General features: G+C 64.4%; 8 protein-coding genes. 2 read left to right on the forward strand and 6 right to left on the reverse strand.

What is annotated here, in order from left to right; translation table 11 throughout:
• Positions 1-122 precede the first annotated feature (122 nt).
• Positions 123-10,880: an inverse autotransporter beta domain-containing protein gene (locus EOC83_RS25155; RefSeq protein ID WP_244514375.1), complete on the reverse strand. Its 10,758-nt coding sequence runs from the start codon at positions 10,878-10,880 to the stop codon at positions 123-125.
• 329 nt (positions 10,881-11,209) lie between these two features.
• On the opposite strand from EOC83_RS25155, the gene EOC83_RS25160 reads away from it, so the two are divergent.
• Together EOC83_RS25160 and EOC83_RS25165 are read left to right on the forward strand one after the other, a co-directional pair.
• On the forward strand, positions 11,210-11,740 hold the full coding sequence (locus EOC83_RS25160; RefSeq protein WP_244514247.1) for an invasion associated locus B family protein: 531 nt from the start codon (positions 11,210-11,212) through the stop codon (positions 11,738-11,740).
• A 68-nt stretch (positions 11,741-11,808) separates the two neighbouring features.
• Positions 11,809-13,047, forward strand: coding sequence for a Xaa-Pro peptidase family protein (locus tag EOC83_RS25165; protein WP_063169584.1), 1,239 nt, complete (start codon positions 11,809-11,811; stop codon positions 13,045-13,047).
• Between the two features lie 217 nt (positions 13,048-13,264).
• On the opposite strand, the gene EOC83_RS25175 is transcribed toward EOC83_RS25165, so the two are convergent.
• The 5 genes from EOC83_RS25175 to EOC83_RS25205 form a co-directional block, all read right to left on the reverse strand.
• On the reverse strand, positions 13,265-14,707 hold the full coding sequence (locus EOC83_RS25175) for an amidase (protein ID WP_063169585.1): 1,443 nt from the start codon (positions 14,705-14,707) through the stop codon (positions 13,265-13,267).
• Between the two features lie 206 nt (positions 14,708-14,913).
• Positions 14,914-16,005 (reverse strand): Gfo/Idh/MocA family oxidoreductase, encoded by a 1,092-nt coding sequence (locus EOC83_RS25180; RefSeq protein ID WP_063169586.1) that lies wholly within the window; start codon positions 16,003-16,005, stop codon positions 14,914-14,916.
• A gap of 359 nt (positions 16,006-16,364) precedes the next feature.
• A complete protein-coding gene (locus EOC83_RS25195) occupies positions 16,365-17,528 on the reverse strand; it encodes an ABC transporter substrate-binding protein (RefSeq protein WP_013528758.1) in 1,164 nt (387 codons plus the stop codon).
• Between the two features lie 70 nt (positions 17,529-17,598).
• Positions 17,599-18,459 (reverse strand): ABC transporter permease, encoded by an 861-nt coding sequence (locus tag EOC83_RS25200; RefSeq protein ID WP_063169587.1) that lies wholly within the window; start codon positions 18,457-18,459, stop codon positions 17,599-17,601.
• Positions 18,456-19,283, reverse strand: a complete 828-nt coding sequence (locus EOC83_RS25205; protein ID WP_013528756.1) for an ABC transporter ATP-binding protein — start codon at positions 19,281-19,283, stop codon at positions 18,456-18,458. Before EOC83_RS25205 ends, EOC83_RS25200 begins: the two co-directional genes overlap by 4 nt.
• Positions 19,284-19,558 lie beyond the last annotated feature (275 nt).

Below are 19,558 nucleotides of genomic sequence, written 5' to 3' on the forward strand. Positions count from 1 at the left end.
CAATTTGTAGTAAAAAGCCAATCTCTACATGACGTTACGTTAGATCACCCACCGCCACAAAGCAATCTGCTCGGCCAATACATTTTGTAATTTATTCCAGCGCCACCGCGCGCAACGCCCGCCTATGGCAGGGGCGGCTCCGTAACCCCAACAATGGTCCCGAAGCCGGTGTTGTTGTGGTCGGCGGCCACTGTCGCGGCACCGCCACCCGAATGGCTGTTGAGACTGGCGAGATAGGCCTGAACCGCCGTGTCGTCGGTGGCGCTGCCGGCATAGCCTTCGATCTTGTCGATCACATTGAACCGCTGCCGCACGCGGATATCGGTGACGCCAGCTGACGGATCGACGCTCAGCGTATTTCCATGGATATCAAAAGTCAGCGCGCCATTGTCGGGCGTGCCGGAGGCACCAGCCTGGCTCGAGGTTATCCCGCCATTGACGCGGATCGCCTCGAGCGCGGCTGCGGTCGTCGTGCTGACGGTGTTGTTGGTGATGGTGGCATTGACGATCCCATTGCCGTCGCCGTTCGCGACCAGGATGCCATAGTTCGCGACGTGCGTGACAGTGTTGCCGTCGAGCTTGACGGTCACCGTGTTGCTGCCGGTGGCGGTCCCGTTGATGGAGACACTGATACCTGGTCCGGTGCCGGAATCCGCGTTGTTGATGTTGTTGTTGAGGATGTTGCCCGTGAACAGGCCACGCACGACCGGCGATGCGGCACCGCCGCGGTTGACGTTGATCTGCGAGCCCGCGCCGCCGGCACCAAACAGGGTCGCATAGTTCGCCGTGGTGAAGGTCGCGTTCAGCACATTGAAATTATAGGTGCCGGCGCCGTTCTGATCCATGTCCACGCCAACGAAATTGTCGGTGAAGGTGCCGCCGCTGCCGGCGACGCCGGCCTGGCCGACATCGAAATCGATGTTGCCCGAGCCGTTGTTGATGAGCTGGATACCTCTCGCGAAATTGCGCAGGAACGACGAGTTCGTGACAAGGCCGGTGATGTTGGCGGTGCCGTCGGCCTGCAGCAGCAGGCCGACATTGCCTGGCGGTCCCACGGAGGTGTCGCGGAAGGTCGAGCCCGAAACAGTGATGTTCAACGTGCCGCTGTTGTTGAAGACGTTGAAATTGTCCTCAAGGCCGTTCGCGATCACCGAATTGGTGATGGCGACGGTGCCGGTCAGGCCGTTATGGGCGGCGTCGGCGGCGCGGAAGCTGATCGAGCCTTCGTCGGCCGCGGCGCTGGTGCCGTTCGTGCCAGAGGTTGCGTTCACCACGCTATTGGTGAGCGCGAAGCCATTCACCTCGAACCCTCGGATACCGAAATTGTCGAAATCGTTCAGCTGCAGACCATTGAGCTGCACATCCTTCGTATTGCTGAGGTAGATGCCGGTGCCTTGCGTGGCGCTGCCATCGGCGCCGGTCTTGTTGGCGATGACGCCCCCGCCGGTCGCGCCGACGTTGGCGCCATTTCCAGTCACATGCAAGCCGCCATTGCCGAGCGCCGTGCCGGTATTGACCAGGATGATGCCGTTGGCGCTACCGCCATTCGATGTGATGCTCTGGAAGACAAGGTTCCCCGAGCCGATATTCGTGTTCTCGACATCGAGCGCGGTGCCGGTCCCCGAATTGATCGTGCTGCCGGAGCCGGTGGCGGTAACCGTGCCGCCGCCGGTGGCGCTGAAGCCGGTGGTGTCGCTGGTTGAGGTATCGATCGCCAGCTTGTTGGTGAAGCTGATCGTCGTGCCGTTGGTGCCGCCATTGGCCACCAGGTTGATGCCGTCGCTAAAGCTATTCGATGTTATGGCGCCGTCGAACGAGATCGTGCTGCCGCCGCCGGCGGTGCCGGTGTGGTTCTGGACGTCGATCGCGGTGGCGTTGGCGGTGTGGGTAATGGTGCCATTGTAATCGATATTGGCCGAACCGCCCGAAACCAGGAACGCCGTACCCGTTGCACCGCTCAGCGCGCCGGAACCGAGGTCGACCGTGCCGCTGACGTTGGTCAGCCTGACATTGTTGGCGCCGCCGACCGAATTGGTCGAATCGAGCGCGATGCTGGCGGCGACGCCAGAGAGATTGATCGCCTGGCCGGTGGTCGCCCTCACCGTTTCTGCGGCAGCGGTAGCTGTGATGCCCATCGTGCCGCCGGTTCCAACAATTCCGGTGCCGCTGGCGGTGTCGATGGTCACGCCGCCGGTGAAGCTGACCGTGCCGCCGGTTTGCGAGACGCCGACGCCGGTGGTCGTGTCAATGTTGGCGAGGCCGGTGATGTTGAGCGTACCGCTCGCCACCTGAATGCCGCCGCCCGCCGTGACGGCGCTGTTCAGTGTCACCGTGTTGAAGGTGAAGACGCCGGTGTTGCCGGCGTTGATCGCCATAATGCCGGCAGTCGTCGCCGCGGCAACGCTCGTGTTGCCGGTGACGGTGAAGGTACCGGCGACGCCGTCGAAAATGATGCCGCCGCTGCTGCCGCCTGAACTGATGCTGGTCACCACCATATTGACGGTCAGCGGATCGAGATCGAACGCCGCGCCATTCCCCGTGAAGACGCCGCCGCTGCTGCTGTTCAGCGTGAAATTGGTGGTCTTGGTGTTGGCTAGGACGCCGGTGCCGCCATTGTTGAAGACGCTGAACGCGCCGAGATCGAGGGTGCCGCTGGTGTTGGTGAAGCTGAGGCCGTCGCCCTGGACGCGCCCTGGGCCTGGTGAGCCAACACCGATCGTTCCGGCGCTGACAGTGCCGCCGGCGCCGTTGGAGTCGAAGCGGACATTGTTGAAGGCGATGCCGCCGCCAGTGCCGCCGAGCACAGTGTTGTCGGCAAAGGACTGGATCTCGACCGAGTTGTCCGTCGCGCTGATGTTCTGGCCGGCAAAGGACGCGGCCAGCGCCGATCCCGTCGATTTCAGCGTATTGCCGTCGATCGAAAGCAGAAGCGTGTTGGCCGGCGCAGCTGATGTGGAGAAATCGAGCGCCCTGCCGCCGGCCGCGATGTCGTTGTTGCGGAGGAAGAAACTGGAGGCGGACGTCGCGTTGACGGCGACACCAGTGCCGGTGCCTGTGTTGCGGATGATGAGGTTCTGGAGGCCGCCGGTGACGACGCCCGAGCCTGATGTCGCCAGATCGACCACCGAGCCGGCGGTGTTGCTCTGCAGGATCGGCCGTAGCGTGTCGATGCCCGCCGGTGCCGCGATGATCGGCGAGTTTTGCACGGTGGTGAAATGGAACGCAGCCGAAGCGCCGGCGCTGGTATCGACGCCGAGCTGCGAGACATCGACGGCCGCGTCGTCGCTCTTGAAGGCGAGCAGTACCTGCCCGTCATCGAGCTGGAACGACGTACCGCCGAGGTCAATCGTCGCCTGGCCGCCGTCGACGTTCTTGTCGATGAGCACAATGACATTGGCGGTAGATGCCTGGGCGTTGGTATAGGTGCCCGGATTGAGCAGGCTGCCGTCGCCAAGGGCGGTGGCATCGGCGGTGACATAGTAGACCTTGTACGAAGACAGGTTCGACGTGTCGCCGCTGAAGTTGACGTCGTTGAAATTGTAGTCGCCCGATGTCGGCAGCGTGTCGGTGGCGTGGATGACCTGGCCGTTGCCGAAGGTCTCGATCTTCGATTCGGCCGGGCTGCCGCCGTCGCCGAACACCAGCCTGGCGTTGGTGGCGCTGGAGAACTGGACGCCCTGGGCGACCTTGGTGATGGTCGACGTCTGACCAGCAGGGCCAGGATTGTTGTTGAGGAGGTCACCGAGCTGGATCTTGCCGGTGCCGGTTGTCGTCGTGCCGGCCATGTCGATGCCGAGCGAACCGGTGGAGTTGCCGCCGTCGACATCGAAATCGTCGGCCGTGATGGTGCTCGTGCCGAGCGCCGCGCCATTGAGGTCGAGGCCGACGGCGTTGGTGGCGCTTGCCGCGATCCCGATGTTCAGGCTGTGGAAATCCAGCGTCGAGCCGAGCGTGCCGGAAACCTGGACGCCGGTGCCAGTGATGCCCTGCAGGTCGACCGCCCCGAGATCGATGGCGCCGCCGCTGACATTGTTGAGTGATATGCCGGTCGCCGCGCCATTGGTCGAAATCGTGTCGAACTTGATGCCGTCCGCGCCGACCGTCGCGCCTGTCGCCCCGGCCACGACCGCCGTCGCATCGCCAAGCTTCAGCGCGGTTCCCGTGCCGGTGGTGATGGTGTTGCCGGTGCCGCTGACGCTGATCGTGCCGGCGCCGAAGGTGCTGGCGCTGAAGCCGGCGCCGCTGGCGGTGGTGATCTTGAGGTTGCCGCCGGTAAAGGCGAGCGAGCCCGTGCCCTGGGTCGGGCCGATGCTGGGGAGCTTGACGATGGCGCCGTTGGCGCCGCTGCTGGTGTCGAATATCTTCGAGGTGCCGGAGAAGGTGGCCGTTCCCTCGGACGATCCGTCAAACAAGACGCCGACGGCGCTCCCGGTATGATTGATCGTGCTCGAAATATTGTACACGCCCTCGGCGTTGCCGCTGAAGGTGAAGACCGCTGTCCCCGGCAGTGCTACTGCCGAGGTCGAAACGACCGAACCGCTCATGTTGAGCTCGCTCCAGTCGCCGCCGCCGACTTGCAAGACGCTACCCGCGCTGACGTTGATCGAGCCGGTGTAGTTCAGTGTGGCGTGGACAAGATCATTGCCGCCGGCGAGCGTGATCGCTGAACCAGTGGTGCTTGTCGTCGCGCCGATGCTGGCGCTGCCGCCATTCCCGCCAACGTTGACGGTCCCGCTCGAGGTCGTCAATGCGATACCGATCTCGGCGCCATCGATGTTCAGGGTGGATCCGGCGACATTGGCGATGTTTATGGTGCCGACCAGCGGCCCACCAATATCGAACCCTCTGTAGCTGACGTCGAGATCGGTCTTGCCGGTGAAATTGACCACGCCGGCGCCGCTCAGGCCGATCAATGAAGCGCCGATGTAGCCGGTATCCCTCAGGCCGCCAATGTTGACGTCGCCGCCGAGATTGATACCTCCAAGCAGCACACCAGCGCCGGTACTCGTGGATACGGCCGAGACGCTGTCGAAGGCAACGCCGCCGGCGCCGACATTGGCGCCGAACAAGATAAGACCGTCGGCGCCGGAATTGATCTCGTTGCCCGTGCCGGTGACCGTAACGGCGCCGGTGGTAAAATCTCCGAAGGCGATGAAGCCGGTGCCGGTCGTCGTCGTTATGTCGAGACCGCCATTGGTGAAATTGATCGCGGAATTGGTGTTGGGGGCCGGTGTGCCTGCGGGGAAATTGCCAACGAGACCCAGGCTGACGGCGTCCGTCGCGCCCGAGCTGATCACCTTGCTGGTGCCCGAGAAGGTGATCGCGGCCGAGTCGTTGCCGGCAATGACGATATTGCCGCCAGCGGCCGCGTTGGTATCAGTCAGGTTGCCCGACAGCGTCACCGAGCCGCCAGTCATGCTCTGGATCGAAACAGCCGCGCCGGTGCCGTTGCTGTTGATGGTGCCGGCATAGGAGATGATCGCGCTGCCGCCGCTCCCGGCAGTCGTCGAGCCGACATTGAAAGCCGTGTTCGCGCCGGTGTTGGTCAGCGTGCCGTCGCCAATGGTCACCGTGCCGGTCAGGTTCTGCAGGTTGATGCCGCCGCCGGTCAGCGTGCCCGCCGGACCGCTGTTGGGCAAGCTGCCACGCGTGACCGTGATGTCGCCGCTGCCGCCATTGGCGTCGAGCAGCGTGCCGGCGACGTTGATGTTGTTGTTGGTGATCGACAAATTGGTGTCGAGGCCGACGACCTTGAACGCTGTCTGGCCCACGGCGACATTGCTGACCGTGACGCCTTCGATGAAGATGCCGCCGGTATTGACGAAGCCAGCCGCGCTCCCGTTGACGAGGAAGACCGAGCCGCTGCCGCCGCTGAAGTCGAAAGCGGTGTCGCGCACCTGGTTGTTGCCGAGCAGATGCAGGGTATCGCTGCCCGTGCTCTTGACCACGCCCTCATCGCCGGTGACGTTGCCGCCAGTAGCGCCGAGATTGCCCTGGACATTGACCGGCTGGACGGTACCGGAGGTGAGGATGGAGGCGCCGTTGCCGAAGCCGATGATCGACTGGCCGGAATCGAGCGTGAACGGGGTGCCGCTGAGATCGACGGTGCCGACAAAGGCGAAGTTCAGCGTGCCGGTCATGGCATCGGCCTCGGCGACCGTGTAGGTGGTCACGTCGGCGCTGAGCCCGTCCGTGTTGGCGTGGACGATGCCACCGCCCTGGGAAATCATGATGGTCCCACCGACCGCGCTGGCCAGATGGGCGGCGCCGGTGAAGTTGACGTCGTCGAAATCATAATTGCCGAGCGTCGGATCGAGCCCGATCGTGTTGACGGTGTAGCCGCCGGCGGCGGCGCTGATGGAGGACTGCAGCCCATCGGCGGACGTGCCGTCGCCGAAGGTGAAGTTGGCGTTGGCCGAGGTCGCGGTGGCGCCGCTCGACGACAATTCGACGCCGACGCCGACATTGGAAATGCTGGAGCCGCGCAGGAAGGTGATGGTCTTGTTGCCGGTCGTCGACGACAGGTCGATGCCGCGCGAGGTCAGGCTGCCGGTGCCGGTGATCGTGGTCAGGCCGAAATCGGCCCTTGTCGAGGAACCGCTCGAGGAACCGCTGAAGTCGATGCCGGTCTGGTTGGCGCCAACCTCGTCGATCGTGGTCGTGCCGAAGCTGATATGTTCGTTGATGTCGAGGAACTCGATGCCGGCGGTGCTTGCCGCTCCCAGCGTAACCTGGGTTGTGCCGAAGGTGACCGTGCCATTGTCGGCAATGAAGATGCCGGTGCCGCCAGGCGTCGTCACGGTGACCTCGCCAAAGCTCGCCGATGCCGTGCTGGCGACATTGGTGACGGACAGGCCGGTGCCCGTGGCATTGGTGATCGACAGCGGCGCGGTCACGTTCAACGTCGCGGTGCCGCCGAGGCTGCTGACAAGCGCCCCGCCGCCACCCGTCGCCGACAAGGTCGGGCCAGTGAAGCTGATGGCGCCGCCGGCCGGGGTCAGCGTCGATCCGACATCGAACAGATCGCCGGTGCCGGTCGAGGTGACCGTACCGCTGAAGGTCACCGAGCCGCCGGTGGTGCCGTCGACCTTGACCGCCGCGCCTGGCGCGGTTGCCGAGCTGGAGATGTTGGCCGCTACGCCGACTGTCGCGCTGCCGCCGGAAACGACGACACCGTCGCCAGCGCCCGAATTGGTGATGGTGCCGCCGAGGATCGTGATCGAGCCCGTATTGTTGGTCAGGCTGACATCGGTGCCCGCGACATTGGTCGCCACCAGATTGGTGATGGTGAAGGTCGATGACGAAGCGTTGATTGCAAGGCCGTTGATGCCGGCAGCGGTGCCGCCGACAGTGACATTGCCACCCAGGAACTGGCCGCCCGAGACGGCATTGAAGTTGAGCGCCGTGGCCGTCGCAACGCCTGTCGTGATGCTGTCGAACGCCATGCCGCCGGTGCCGATGGTGATGCCGTCGAGATTGATCGCCCGGCCGGTGCCGGTGGTGATCTGCTCCGTGCCCGCGGCCGCGACTGTGATCGTGCCGCCCCCGGTGGCATCGAAGCCGGTACCGGTCGTCGTGGTCAGGTCCAGCCCGCCGGTGAATTTCACCGTGCCGCCGGTGTTGGCGGACAGGTCGATCGCGTTGGCCGAGCCCGTGCTGGCGGTGATCTTGCCGCCGAAGGTGGCGGTGCCGCCGGTCTGGCCGATGATCCTGACCGCGTTGGCCGCATTGGCCTGGTCGATCGTGCCGTTGTAGGTGACGTTGGGCACCGCACCGTTGATGTTGAAGGCTACATCGCCCGTGTTGGTGATGGAACTCGCGGCCGCGAAAGTCAGCGTGCCGCTCGAGCCGCTCCAGATGGCCACGCCCCTGCCGCCGCCACTGATGTCGAGATCGTCGAAGGTGGCGATGCCGTCGAAATTGTTGGCGAACAGCCCGACGCTGGCGGCACTGGTAATCTTGGTGTTGCCGGTGAAATCGACGGTCGCGTTCGAATCGACAAGCACGATGCCGGTTTGAGATGCGGTCTGGACGGTCAGGTCGTCGACCGAGACCGTGCCGGTCACACCATTGAGGTAGAGGCCGGACCCGACATTGCTGGCCGTCACGCCCTGGACGGTCAGGCCGTTGATGCCCAGGCCGTAGATCGCCGAGCCGGAACCCCCGGAAACGTTGAAATCGAGCAGCGTGTTGCCGTTGCCCAGCGTCACGACATTACCGCCGCCGGAACTGGTCAGCGTCGCCGCACCCGCTGAATCCGATATGGATTCGTCATGATGGATGTTGGTGCCGGTGACATTCAACGGCACCCCGCCGAGCGAGAACGCGCGGTCGTTGCCGAACGAGGCCAGTTCCTGTCCGTCGCTCAGCGAGAAGCCGGTGGCGTCGTCGATTGTCCCGCGGTTGACCAGGACAATGATGGCGTCGCTGGCGGTAATGCTGTCGGCATATTCGATCGAGGCGAGGTCGGTGATCGACGTGCCGCCGCCCGAAGCCCCGGCCGCAACGAAGATGTAATTGCGCAGATCGTAAAGTTGCGGGCCGGTAAACGCGGTCGTGCCGAAAGCGTAGTGGCCGCTGCCCTCATTGAGCCCGCGCGCATCGAGCGAGGCGGTGATGCCGGAGATGGAGCTGGAATTGCCGCCGAAGGTAAATTCGGCGTTGGCCGTGGCGCCCGGCGTGCCGGCAATGCCCAGCCGCACGCCGGTATCGACATTGGTGATGACGCCGCCATCGGTGATGATGATCACCGCGCCGCCAACGCTCGGCGACGTCAGATCGATGCCGATCGAGCCGGCAGCACCGGTGCCGGTGATGCTGAGCGACTGCGCGGTGAAATTGGTCTTGGATCCGGAGAAGTCGAGGCCGGTGCCGACACCCAGTCCGGAGATGACGATGTTGCCGGCGACCACCGCCGCATTGACGCCGGCAAACGAGATGCCGTCGGCGCCGGGGTTGGTGATGCTGATGTCGCCGAAGCGGATCGTCGCCGGCGAATCCGAAATGGCGATCGCCGGTCCGGTCGTGTTGGAGATCGTCGTCGCACCGTTGACGGTGAAGTTGCCCGCGACATTCTCCAGCACGACACCCGACGTGCCGCCGCTCTGGCTGATCGAGTCCAGCACCACATGGGCGGTGATCGGATCGATGAAGACGGCGGTGCCGCCATTGCCTGACACGGTGCCGCCGGTGGTGGTGAACGTGCCTCCGGTCGACGTGCCCTGCACGGTGATGCCGCGGTCGGTATTGTCCTGCGCATTGACGGTGGCGAAGGTGTAGGTGCCCTTGCCGGTGATATCGAGACCGTCGTCGAGATTGCCCTGCAGCAGCGTCGTGCCGGTGAAATTGTAGGTGCCGTCGCCGTCGATGTGCAGGCCGTCGAGGCCGTTGCCGGTGGCGGTGAAGTTGGAGTCGGTGATGCCGGTCGAACTGCCCGTGAAGTCGGCGCCGTTGCCGCCCGCACCGGTGACCGTCACATTGGTCAGCGTCGCGCCGGTGATGTTGTTGCCGAAGATGCCGTCGCCGCCGCCGGTGATGATGATACCGCTGAGCGTGTTGCCGTTGCCGAGCGTAAAGACGGGGTTGGCGACGTTGGTGCCCTGGATCGTGCCGTCGCTGCCGCCCAGGTTGAAGGTGCTGGTGCCGCCGCCGAAAAGCCTTGCGGTGACGCTTTCGCCGCCGCCGATGACGGTCTGTCCATTGGCAAGCGTCACCCCGCCAGTCGTCAGATTGCCGTTGCCGCCGAGTGCCACGACAAAACCGTTCGCACCCGACTTGGTCACGGCGTCGTCCAGCGTCGTCGGGTCGGCCAGCGTGCCGGCACCGGCGAGGCCGCCATCGGCGTAGTAGAACTTGCCGAAGGCGGCATTGGTGGCGGCGTTGATGGCGACACGCGTCGTCGAGCCGCCGGTCAGCGTCTGCGACTGGACGCGGACGCCGATATCGCCACGCACGCGCTCGTTGACGCGCTTGCGCAGGCCTTCGCTGACCGGATAGACCGGCTCCGGCCCGCTGTCGGCCCCATTGGCGGCGTGGTCCGAGCCGCTGCCGGGATTGAACGGGATGTTCAGCCGCACACTGCCGGCGAACTGGGTGTCGTCGCGATTGTCGTTGCGGACCTCGCCGGCGAAGACCAGTTCCGTGTTGCTGCCGAAAACATCGCCGATCGTATACTCGAAGCCGGCCTTGGCGCCCGTGACGCTGCCGTCGTCGCCATGCGGATCCTCGAAATGATAGACGCCAATGTCGAGCCGCAGCGAATGCTTGTCGGGCAGGTTGACCGGCACCTGCGCGCCGATCTCGCCCTCGATGCCCCATGCCGCGTAATCGCGGTGGTCGAGGACCGAGATCTGCTCGATCAGCTGGTTGCTGACCATCGACAGGGTCGAACTGGTCGAGTGATCCGTCGAATCACCCTTGATCGGCAGATAGACGTTCACATGCGCATCGAAATGAGGCGTGATCGCCTCGGCGCCCAGCGTGGCCGCGGTGAACTGGGTGGAGTTGTAGTTCTCGAGATTGAGATAGGCGTAGCCGCCGATCATCAGGTCCGGGTTGACGATGCGGCGAATGCCGAGGCCGACATCCTGGCCGGAACCATCCTTGAAATCGTGCTTGGCCCGGACATCCAGGAACAGCACGGATTCGGCCGTCTGCTTGAGCGGGATGAAACCTTCGAGCGCGCCGTTGCCGCCATTGTTGTCGGCGCCGATGATGGCGCGGATCTGCGGCTGCCATAGCCCGTTGGGATCGCCATAGGCGGCCATGCCTGAAAGGCCGAGCGCCAGCGTCGTCAGTGCCGTCGTCTTCCAGAGATGCCTGGCGATTCGCGAACGGCGATAGCCGGCGTGCACGCGGAAATCCTCCCCACGCGCCGCCATCTCACCAACTTGCCGAGGCGTCTCGGTAGTTCCCATCCCTGGCGAGTCCTTCGGGGACTGCACGCACCCCGTGTAAAATCTTACTCGAATTCTATTGTATAGCGAGTCTCCGGCGCTTCGATTTCTGAGGGCCTCCTGCAATATTGTTCGTTGTATCCGAAAAGCCACAGTAATTTCGCCGGCTTGCTTGCCTCCTGCTCGGCTTCCGGAACAGTCGCGGGTGTTGTATCAAGCCATGCTCGGGAGAATACCGGGCGCGGCGAGGAAACATGCAAGGCATCCGGCAAAACAACATGACATTTACTTTAGCTAGATCTAATTTACTTGGCATGGCCGCGGGGCTGGCCGCCCTGTGGCTTGCTCTGGCCACCGGCCCGGCCCTCGCCGAAGATGCCAAGCCGGCCCAGCCAAAGCCGGCTGAAACCAATGCAAAACCGGCCGATGCCAATCCGTGGGCGATGAACTGCTCCAGCGGTTCGGCGACCACCGAGCTTCAGTGCCAGCTTTCGCAGAACCTGACCGAGGCCAAGACCGGGCAGCGCGTGCTGACCGTGACCGTGCGCCGCGACAACGGCAATGGCAGCCTCGCCATGCTGCTTGCCCTGCCGCACGGCCTGTTCCTGCCGTCCGGCGCCTCCTTCCAGATCGACCAGGGCCAGAAGACGACGATTGCCATCCAGACCAGCGACCAGAACGGCGCCTATGCCGCCACGCCGCTGTCGGCGGATCTCATCAAGGCCATGAAGTCGGGGACCAATCTGAACATCGGCATGGAATCGGTCACCCGCAAGCCGGTCACCATCCCGGTGTCGCTGGCTGGCTTCACCGCTGCCGTCGCCAAGCTGGAATCGATCAAGTAGCTGTTGTCAGCGGCTTGATTGTCGATGCCCGGAATGCTCCGTTGCCGCTTCGGACAGTGGAGAAACCCATGACAGGCTTTGTCGACCGCCAGCGCGCGGCGCAACTGATGGACCGCGCCGGCATCGAGGCGCTGGTGCTGTGCGCGCCCGAGGCCTTCCACTATGCGACCGGAGCCTCGATCGGCCCGGCGGGACTGTTCCGGCGCGCCGGCGCCGGCTTTGTCGTCATCCCGGCTGGCCGAGACCTGCCGATCGGCGTCGTGGTGGCGGACTTCAATGCGGGACAATTGCAGCGGGTTCTGCCGGATGCTGTCATCCGCAGCCACCCGATCTGGATCGAAGCCGCCACGCTGGACGCCTCGACGTCAGGGCAAGGGTTGCCGCAACGCATCGAGGCCGGCCTTGCCGGCCGGGCGCCGGGTTTTTCTCGGCCCGCGACATTCGAACTCGCTCGTGCCGTCGACGAGCTGAAGCAGATCCTGACCGGGTTCGGGCTCGGGCGCGCAAGGGTCGGCGTCGACCTCGATTTTGTGCCCGCCGCCGATTTCTCGGTCATGCAGGCGCTGTTGCCGGCCTGCACGATGGTCGACGGCTCGGCCGTGCTCGACAGGTTGCGGGCCATCAAGTCGCCGCGCGAGATCGACCTGCTGCAGCAAGGCATCATCCTGTCGGAAGCCGGGCTGGAGCGGCTGCAGGTCGATGCGATGGCCGGCATGCGCCAGGCCGATCTCATTGCCCTCTACCGGCAAGGTGTCGCCACGGCCGCGTCCGGCCTGTCTCATCCGGTCCAAACTGCCGAATATGTGACGCTGGGCGCTCGGGCCAAAGATGCCGATGCGAAAGCGATGCCTGGCGATCCGCTGAAGTGCGACATGGTCTGCACGGTCGGCGGCTACGCCTCCGACATGTCGCGCAACTTCACCTTCGGGCCGCCATCCGCCGAGCAGGCCGAACTGCACGCCATTGCCGAGCGGGCCTTTGACGACGGGCTGGCGTCCCTTGTTGCGGGAACCACGCTCGCCCACGTGCATTGCGTCGCCACCGACAGCCTGGCGCGGCAAGGGCTGCGCACCTACCGCCGCGGCCATTTCGGCCATGGCGTCGGCCAGTCGGTGTTTTCCGAACAATGGCCGTTCATCGCCGCCGACAGCGATGTCGTGATCGAAACCGGCATGGTGCTGGCCTTCGAGATCCCGCTCTACATAGACGGCCTCGCCAGCTTCAATCTCGAGGACCAGTTCCTGATCACGCCGGACGGGCCCAAGCCGATGAACAGGCTGCCGCGACGGCTGGAGAGGATTGGATAACGAGGCGGGTCACTGCAGGGACAGCGCTCTACGCCCCCCTTGCCCTACCGGGCATCTCCCCCTCAAGGGGGGAGATTGGCAGCTTCGCCGTCTCGCCCACCTTACCGTGTAGATGATTTGGCGAAGGCTGTTGAGCGCGTAATCTCCCCCCTTGAGGGGGAGATGTCCGGCAGGACAGAGGGGGCGCCACGGAACTCGGCGGTGGGGTGCCAAGCACCTAACCACTCACCGCCGGCCTTCTCCCCCTCCACGGCATCTCTTGTTCCAGCTGCGCCGACGCGGCCAGCACCGTTGCCTCGTCGCCGTAGCGGCCGACCAGCTGCACGCCGATCGGGACGCCGTCTTTCGACCAGCCGAGCGGCAGCGAGATCGCCGGCTGGCCGGAGATGTTGAAGGGGAAGGCAAACACCGCGTCCGTCCATTTGGCATTGTAGCGGTCGATATCCGTCTCCGACATGTCGTAATAGCCGAGCGGGCGCGGCAGCTGCGTCAGCGTCGGGGTGATGAAGAGATCGTAGGCGCCAAGGTCGCCGACGATGTCGCGGCCGACCTGCCTGAGCTGCTCGACGTCGGAGATGTGCCTGGTGCCGCTGGTCGCACGGCCGCGCTCGATGATCGCGAAGGTCACCGCCTCGACATCGCCCGGTGTCACCGACCGCCCCATCACCGTTTCAAGGTAGTCGAAGGTCGCCGCCGTCTGCACGCAGGTCATGTTGGTGTAGGTCTTCCACACAGCATCGGCGTCGAGCGGCATGTCATGCTCCTCGACATGGTGGCCGAGCCGCTCGAGTACAGCCACGGTCTCCAGCACCGCCGCCTTCACCTCCGGATCGATCGCGGTGCCGTTGGGCGGCGTGACGGAAAAGCCGATGCGCAGCTTCGTTGGCGCCCGCGCCGACAGGCTGAGCCAGCTGCCATCAGGAACCGGCGGCGTGTAGGGGTCGCCCGGCAGCGCGCCGGCGACCGCGTCGAGATAGGCCGCCGTGTCGCGCACCGTGCGCGAGCAGCAGAGGAAATAGGCGCCGCCATACCAATAGTCGCCGAACGGCGCAAGGCTGACGCGGCCGCGCGACGGCTTCAGGCCGACGATGCCGCAGCAGGAGGCCGGGATGCGGATCGAGCCGGCGCCATCGCTGGCTTCGGCGATCGGCACCATGCGCGAAGCAATCGCCGCGGCCGCTCCGCCGCTGGAGCCGCCGGGCGTGATGCCTTCCTTCCACGGGTTCTTCGTCGCGCCGTAGAGCTTTGGCTCGGTGGTGATCGACCAGCCATTTTCTGGGGCGTTCGACTTGCCGACCAGCACCAGCCCGGCCGCCTTCATGCGGCGAACCACTTCGGTGTCGAAATCGGCGACGACATCTTTCAGGTAGAATGAGGAGTTGGTGTTCGGCGCCCCGGTCCAGGACGAGGCCAGCTCCTTGAGCAGGAATGGCACGCCGGCGAAGGGCGCTGATGTGTCGACCGTCTGCGCCTGGCCGCGCGCCATGTCGTAGAGGCGATGGATGACCGCATTGAGCGTCGGGTTGAGCCGCTCGACCAGCGTGATCGCCGCTTCCACCAGCTCCGCCGGGGTAACGTCGCCGCGCTTCACCAGCGCCGCAAGGTCCAGCGCGTCGGACTCGGCATAGGTTTTCAGCAGACTGTCGGTGACGGCGGCCATATCTCTCTCCTTCGGCGGATAGCTTGTGTTGATGCTGCTCCTGCGGAGAACTGTATTGGGGCATCGGCCCCCTCACCCAGCCTCCGCTTCGCTCGGCTGACCTCTCCCCGAGGGGAGAGGAGACTTGCAGCGCCAGCGCCACCCTCTTCTCCCCAACGGGGAGAAGGTGGCCGCGAAGCGGCCGGATGAGGGGGGCTGGCGCGACTTCAGGCCAGGTCGATGGTCCGTCCCAGTGCGATGCTCTGCTCGGCGGCCAGCACGATGCGCAGGCTGTTGACCGCCGCATCCATCTGCTCGGTGAGGTCGAGATCCTCGCGGATGGCGCGCAGGAAGAAGGCCTGCTCGCGATCGCACAGTTCCTGGTGGCCGGGTTCGTCCTCCATGCTGACGATCTCGTCGGGTTTGGAGAAATTCTTGTCGCCGTCGACAGCGGCATAGTGGATCTTCAGCGCATCGGTCTTGGTGTGGCGGTCGATGTCGGCGGAATTCGAAACCTCTGCCAGCTCGGCAACACTGCTTGCCTGCTGGCCGGCGACGATCGACACCGCGCCCTTGGGGCCGACGACGTCCTTCACGAAATAGGCCGTCTCGCTCATCATCGGGCCCCAGCCCGCCTCGTACCAGCCGACCGAACCGTCATCGAAGGTGACGTGCAGATGGCCGTAATTCTGCTTGTCGGCTTCCGCCCAGAGCTTGGCGCCGATGCCGTGCACGCGCACCGGCTTGGCGCCGGTCAGCTGGCACATGACGTCGACATAGTGGACGCCGCAATCGACGATCGGGATCAGCGAATCGATCAGGTTCTTGTGCCAGTGCCAGGCGCTGCCGCTGCTCTGCTGGTTGAGGTTGAGCCGCATCACCAGCGGCTTGCCGAGCGTCTTGCCGACCTCGATGAACTTGATCCACGACGGATGCACGCGCAGAATATAGCCGAGCACCAGCTTGCGGTTCTTGGCCCGCGCCGCCGCGACCACCTTCTCGGCATCCTCGTTGTTGGTGGCGAGCGGCTTTTCCATGAACACATGGCAGTTGGCGGCGATTGCCTTCAGCGCGTATTCGGCGTGGGTGTTCGGCCAGCTGTTGATCGAGACGGCGTCCGCTTTTGTTTCCTTCAGCGCCTGGTCGAAATCCTCGTAGAGTGGGTAGCCGGCTAACTCTTCCGGAATCTTCGTGTTGCTCTTGATCGACCGGCTCATGATGCCGACGATCTCGAAACCGTCGAGCCGGTGATAGGCGCTGGCATGCGACGCACCCATATTGCCGAGACCCACCACCAGCACTTTTACCTTGTCGGACACCGAATATCTCCCAGGTTTTGATTGAATTGTGCGCGGCGATCGGTTGCCGCTCGTATGTCTATCCGAGACAATCACCTCAGGTCAGCGCCGCCGCTCATTGCCCGGCCCTTTCCTCTCCCCCGTCGATCGGGGGAGAGGTGTCGAGCGAAGCTCGACGGAGTGGGGGTCGAGACCCTCGCCGCGCGCTTGAGGTCTCTTGCTCGTCAGATTGTGCCTGTCTTGTGGCGACTGCGCGTTTGACGAACGCCTTTCCCCACTCCGTCGCCGCTTCGCGGCGCCACCTCTCCCCCCTCCGGAGGGAGAGGAAAGGAGCCAAGGCAGGGTAATGGAGGGCGGCCGACATGACCCGTTGCGCAGCCCTACTTCACCGCCGAATCGAACAGATGCGCCTTGATCTTCTCGACATCGAGCGCGGCAAAACCTTCCGACAGCTTGACGCCGTCGGCATCGGCCTTGACCTTGGCCTTGTCGAAATCATTGGCCGGGCCGATCAGATCGTTGGTGCAGACATCCTCGGCCTTCACCGGAGCGGTGATCTGGCCGATCTTGTGGATTTCGTCGAAGAAGCCCTGCCAGCTCGCCATGTCGTGCGAGCCCCAGCCGCCGCGCTTGTCCATGTCGCCGCGGAAAACGTTGATCTGCTGCAGGATCGAGGTGGTGCCGAGCTCCGGCCCGAGATTCTTGGCCAGCGTCGGGAACTGCTCGAACACCGCTTCGACCGCCGCGCGTGGATTCTGGTAGCCGAATTCGAGGCCCATCGCCCAGCCGCGCAGGTACTTTTCCAAAAACGCCTTGCGGTCGGGATCCTCGAGATCGGCGGCACGCACGACGAAGGTGTTGGCCGGCAGCTTCGAATTCTGCACGCCGAGCCAGTATTCGAAGTCGAGCCCCTTGGCGATCCATTCGGCGCGCAGCCCTTCCCACGACAGGGCGGCGTCGCCCTGGCCGCCGGCCAGCGCCGTTCCCCAGGTCGGCCAGCCGGCCTCGACATATTTCACCTTCTTGATGTCGACGCCCTGCGCGGCCAGCAGCGGGTCGGTGATCGACTGCCAGGCGGCGGAGCCGAGCAGGATGGTCTTGCCTTCCAGCTTCTTCAGGTCGTTCGATCCCTCGCCCTTGCGGAAGGCGATGCTGAACGTGTCGCGCGCGCCCATATGGAACACCGACTTCAGCTTCATGCCGTTCTGGATGGCGAAGGAGAACACGCCGGGCGACGGGAAGCCCATATCGGCCTGGCCGACATCGACGAACTTCACCGTCGCGGTGCCGTCCGATGGTCCCGGCTGCATGTCGGTGTCCAGCCCGTCGAAATAGCCGGCCTTCTTGGCCGCCCAGTAGGGATAGTCGTCGAGCACTTCGAGCGTGCCGCGCGGCGAGATCCAGGTGAATTTTCCGTAGGGTTCGGCCCTGGCCTTCAGGCCGGTGGCGCCAAGCGCCGTCGCCGTCACCAGCCCGGCGCCGGTGACCTGCAGGAAGTAGCGGCGGCTGATCCCCGCCGGGTTGATCGAGTTCTCTTTGGTCATGGCATTCCCCTTTTTTGTTTGATGTCAGTTTCTTGCCGCCCGCCTCCCGGGCGCCGTCATATCCCTGTGTTCAAGCCTCCCAGCTCGCCCATTTCTTGCCGATCAGGAAGAACAGCACGTAGATCAGGATGCCGAGCGTCGACAGGATCAGCACCACTGCGAAGAACTGCGGCATCTGGATCATCGACGAATAGGTGGTCAGCCGGTTGCCGAGGCCGAAACCGCCGCCGACCATTTCCGCGCCGACCGCGGTCAGCAGGCCGAAGATGGCGCCGATCATCAGCCCGACCAGGATCATCGGCAGCGCCATCGGCGCACGGATCTTCCAGAAGATCTGCAGGGTGCTGGCGCCATAGGAACGCGCCAGCGCAATCTTGGCGCTGTCGACGCGGCGAAAGCCTGTCGCCGCATTGATCATCACCATCGGCCCGGCGGCCAGTGCCACCGCGATGATGCGCGGCGTGTAGCCGAAGCCGAAGCGCAGGATCAGAAGCGGCACCAGCGCCAGCATCGGCGTGGTGACCAGAAGCAGGATGTAAGGCGCGACGATCTTCTCTGCGAACGGGAATTGGGTGATGACGGCGGCCAGCACCAGGCCGATGATGGCGCCGATGGTGAAGCCGGACACCAGCTCGACCAGCGTGTAGCCGAGATGCGGCGCGATCAGCGGAAACTCGTCGAACAGCGCATAAGCGATCGAGCTCGGCGGCGGCATGATATAGAGCGGCACGTGGAACAGCCGCAGCGCCAGTTCGATGCCGCCGATGATGATCACCGCCACGACAAGAATGGCCGCCACCTCCTTGCCCGACTTGATGCCGGGGCCGCTGGCGAAGGCGGAAAGGTTGGTCAGGCTGACCTCATGGCCGTCGCCCGCCTTGGCGCCCGACTTGGACTTTGAGAATTCCGGAATGGCATCGCCCCCGCTCACGGCCTGATCCTCACGATTTCGGCGCTCGGGCGCTCCGGGGCTTTTGGCCGCGTGCGTTCGCCGACAATGTCCATCTTGATCCGGTTGGTGAGGTCGAAGACCTCCTTCGTCGCCATGATCTCCAGCGAACGCGGCCGTGGGAACGGCACGCGGTATTCCTTGGCGACGCGGCCAGGCCGGGCGCTCAGCACCACCACCCGGTCCGAGAGAAAAATCGCTTCCTCGATGCTGTGGGTGATGAAGACGATGGTTGTCTTGGTGTCGAGCCAGATCTCCTCGACCAGCCGGTTCATCTCCTCGCGGGTGAAACTGTCGAGCGCGCCGAACGGCTCGTCCATCAAAAGCACCGAGGGCTTTAGCGCCAGCGCCCGCACGATCGCCGCGCGCTGCTGCATGCCGCCCGACAGCTCGCGCGGAAACTTGCCGCCGAAGCCATCAAGCCCGACCCGGTTGAGCAGATGCGCGATCCACGCCCGGTCCGGCTTCTCGCTCTTGATCTCGAAGGGGAAGCGGATGTTGGCGTCGAGGTTGCGCCACGGCAGGAGGTTCGCCTCTTGGAAGACGATGCCGATATCGGGATGCGGACCGGTGATGGCCTTGCCGTCGAGCCGGATCTCGCCACTGGTCAGGCTGTGCAGGCCCGACATCGACCACAAAAGCGTGGTCTTGCCGCAGCCGGAAGGGCCGACGATCGAGACGATTTCATTGACGCTGACATCGAGGCTGCAGCGGTCCAGCGCCAGCAGGTCGCCGGAGGCCGTGTGATAGATCTTGGTGGCTGCCTGCACGCCAAGCTTCGGCTTTTTTGCATCGCCCGTGTTCATCTGCCCCCCGGGAAGATTGCGCGATGATCCATTGGCTCATCCCCAGCGAAAATCAGTCTGTAACTATCCTACTTTCCTGTCAAGCACCGACGATAGCGGCCGTATCGCGAAAATCGATTAGTATACCTATCATCTTGTTTTACCGTCGGTTTTACGGCCTTGAAATGCATGTTGCTTTCCTACATACTTCGGAACTGACACGGACCGGAGAGGAACGGAGGAAGGTGAGCTTTCCCCAACGACACGCTGCGGTTGCGATCCGGTCGGGCACGTGG

This window comes from Mesorhizobium sp. Primo-A (assembly GCF_003997175.1).
GTDB lineage: Bacteria > Pseudomonadota > Alphaproteobacteria > Rhizobiales > Rhizobiaceae > Mesorhizobium > Mesorhizobium ciceri.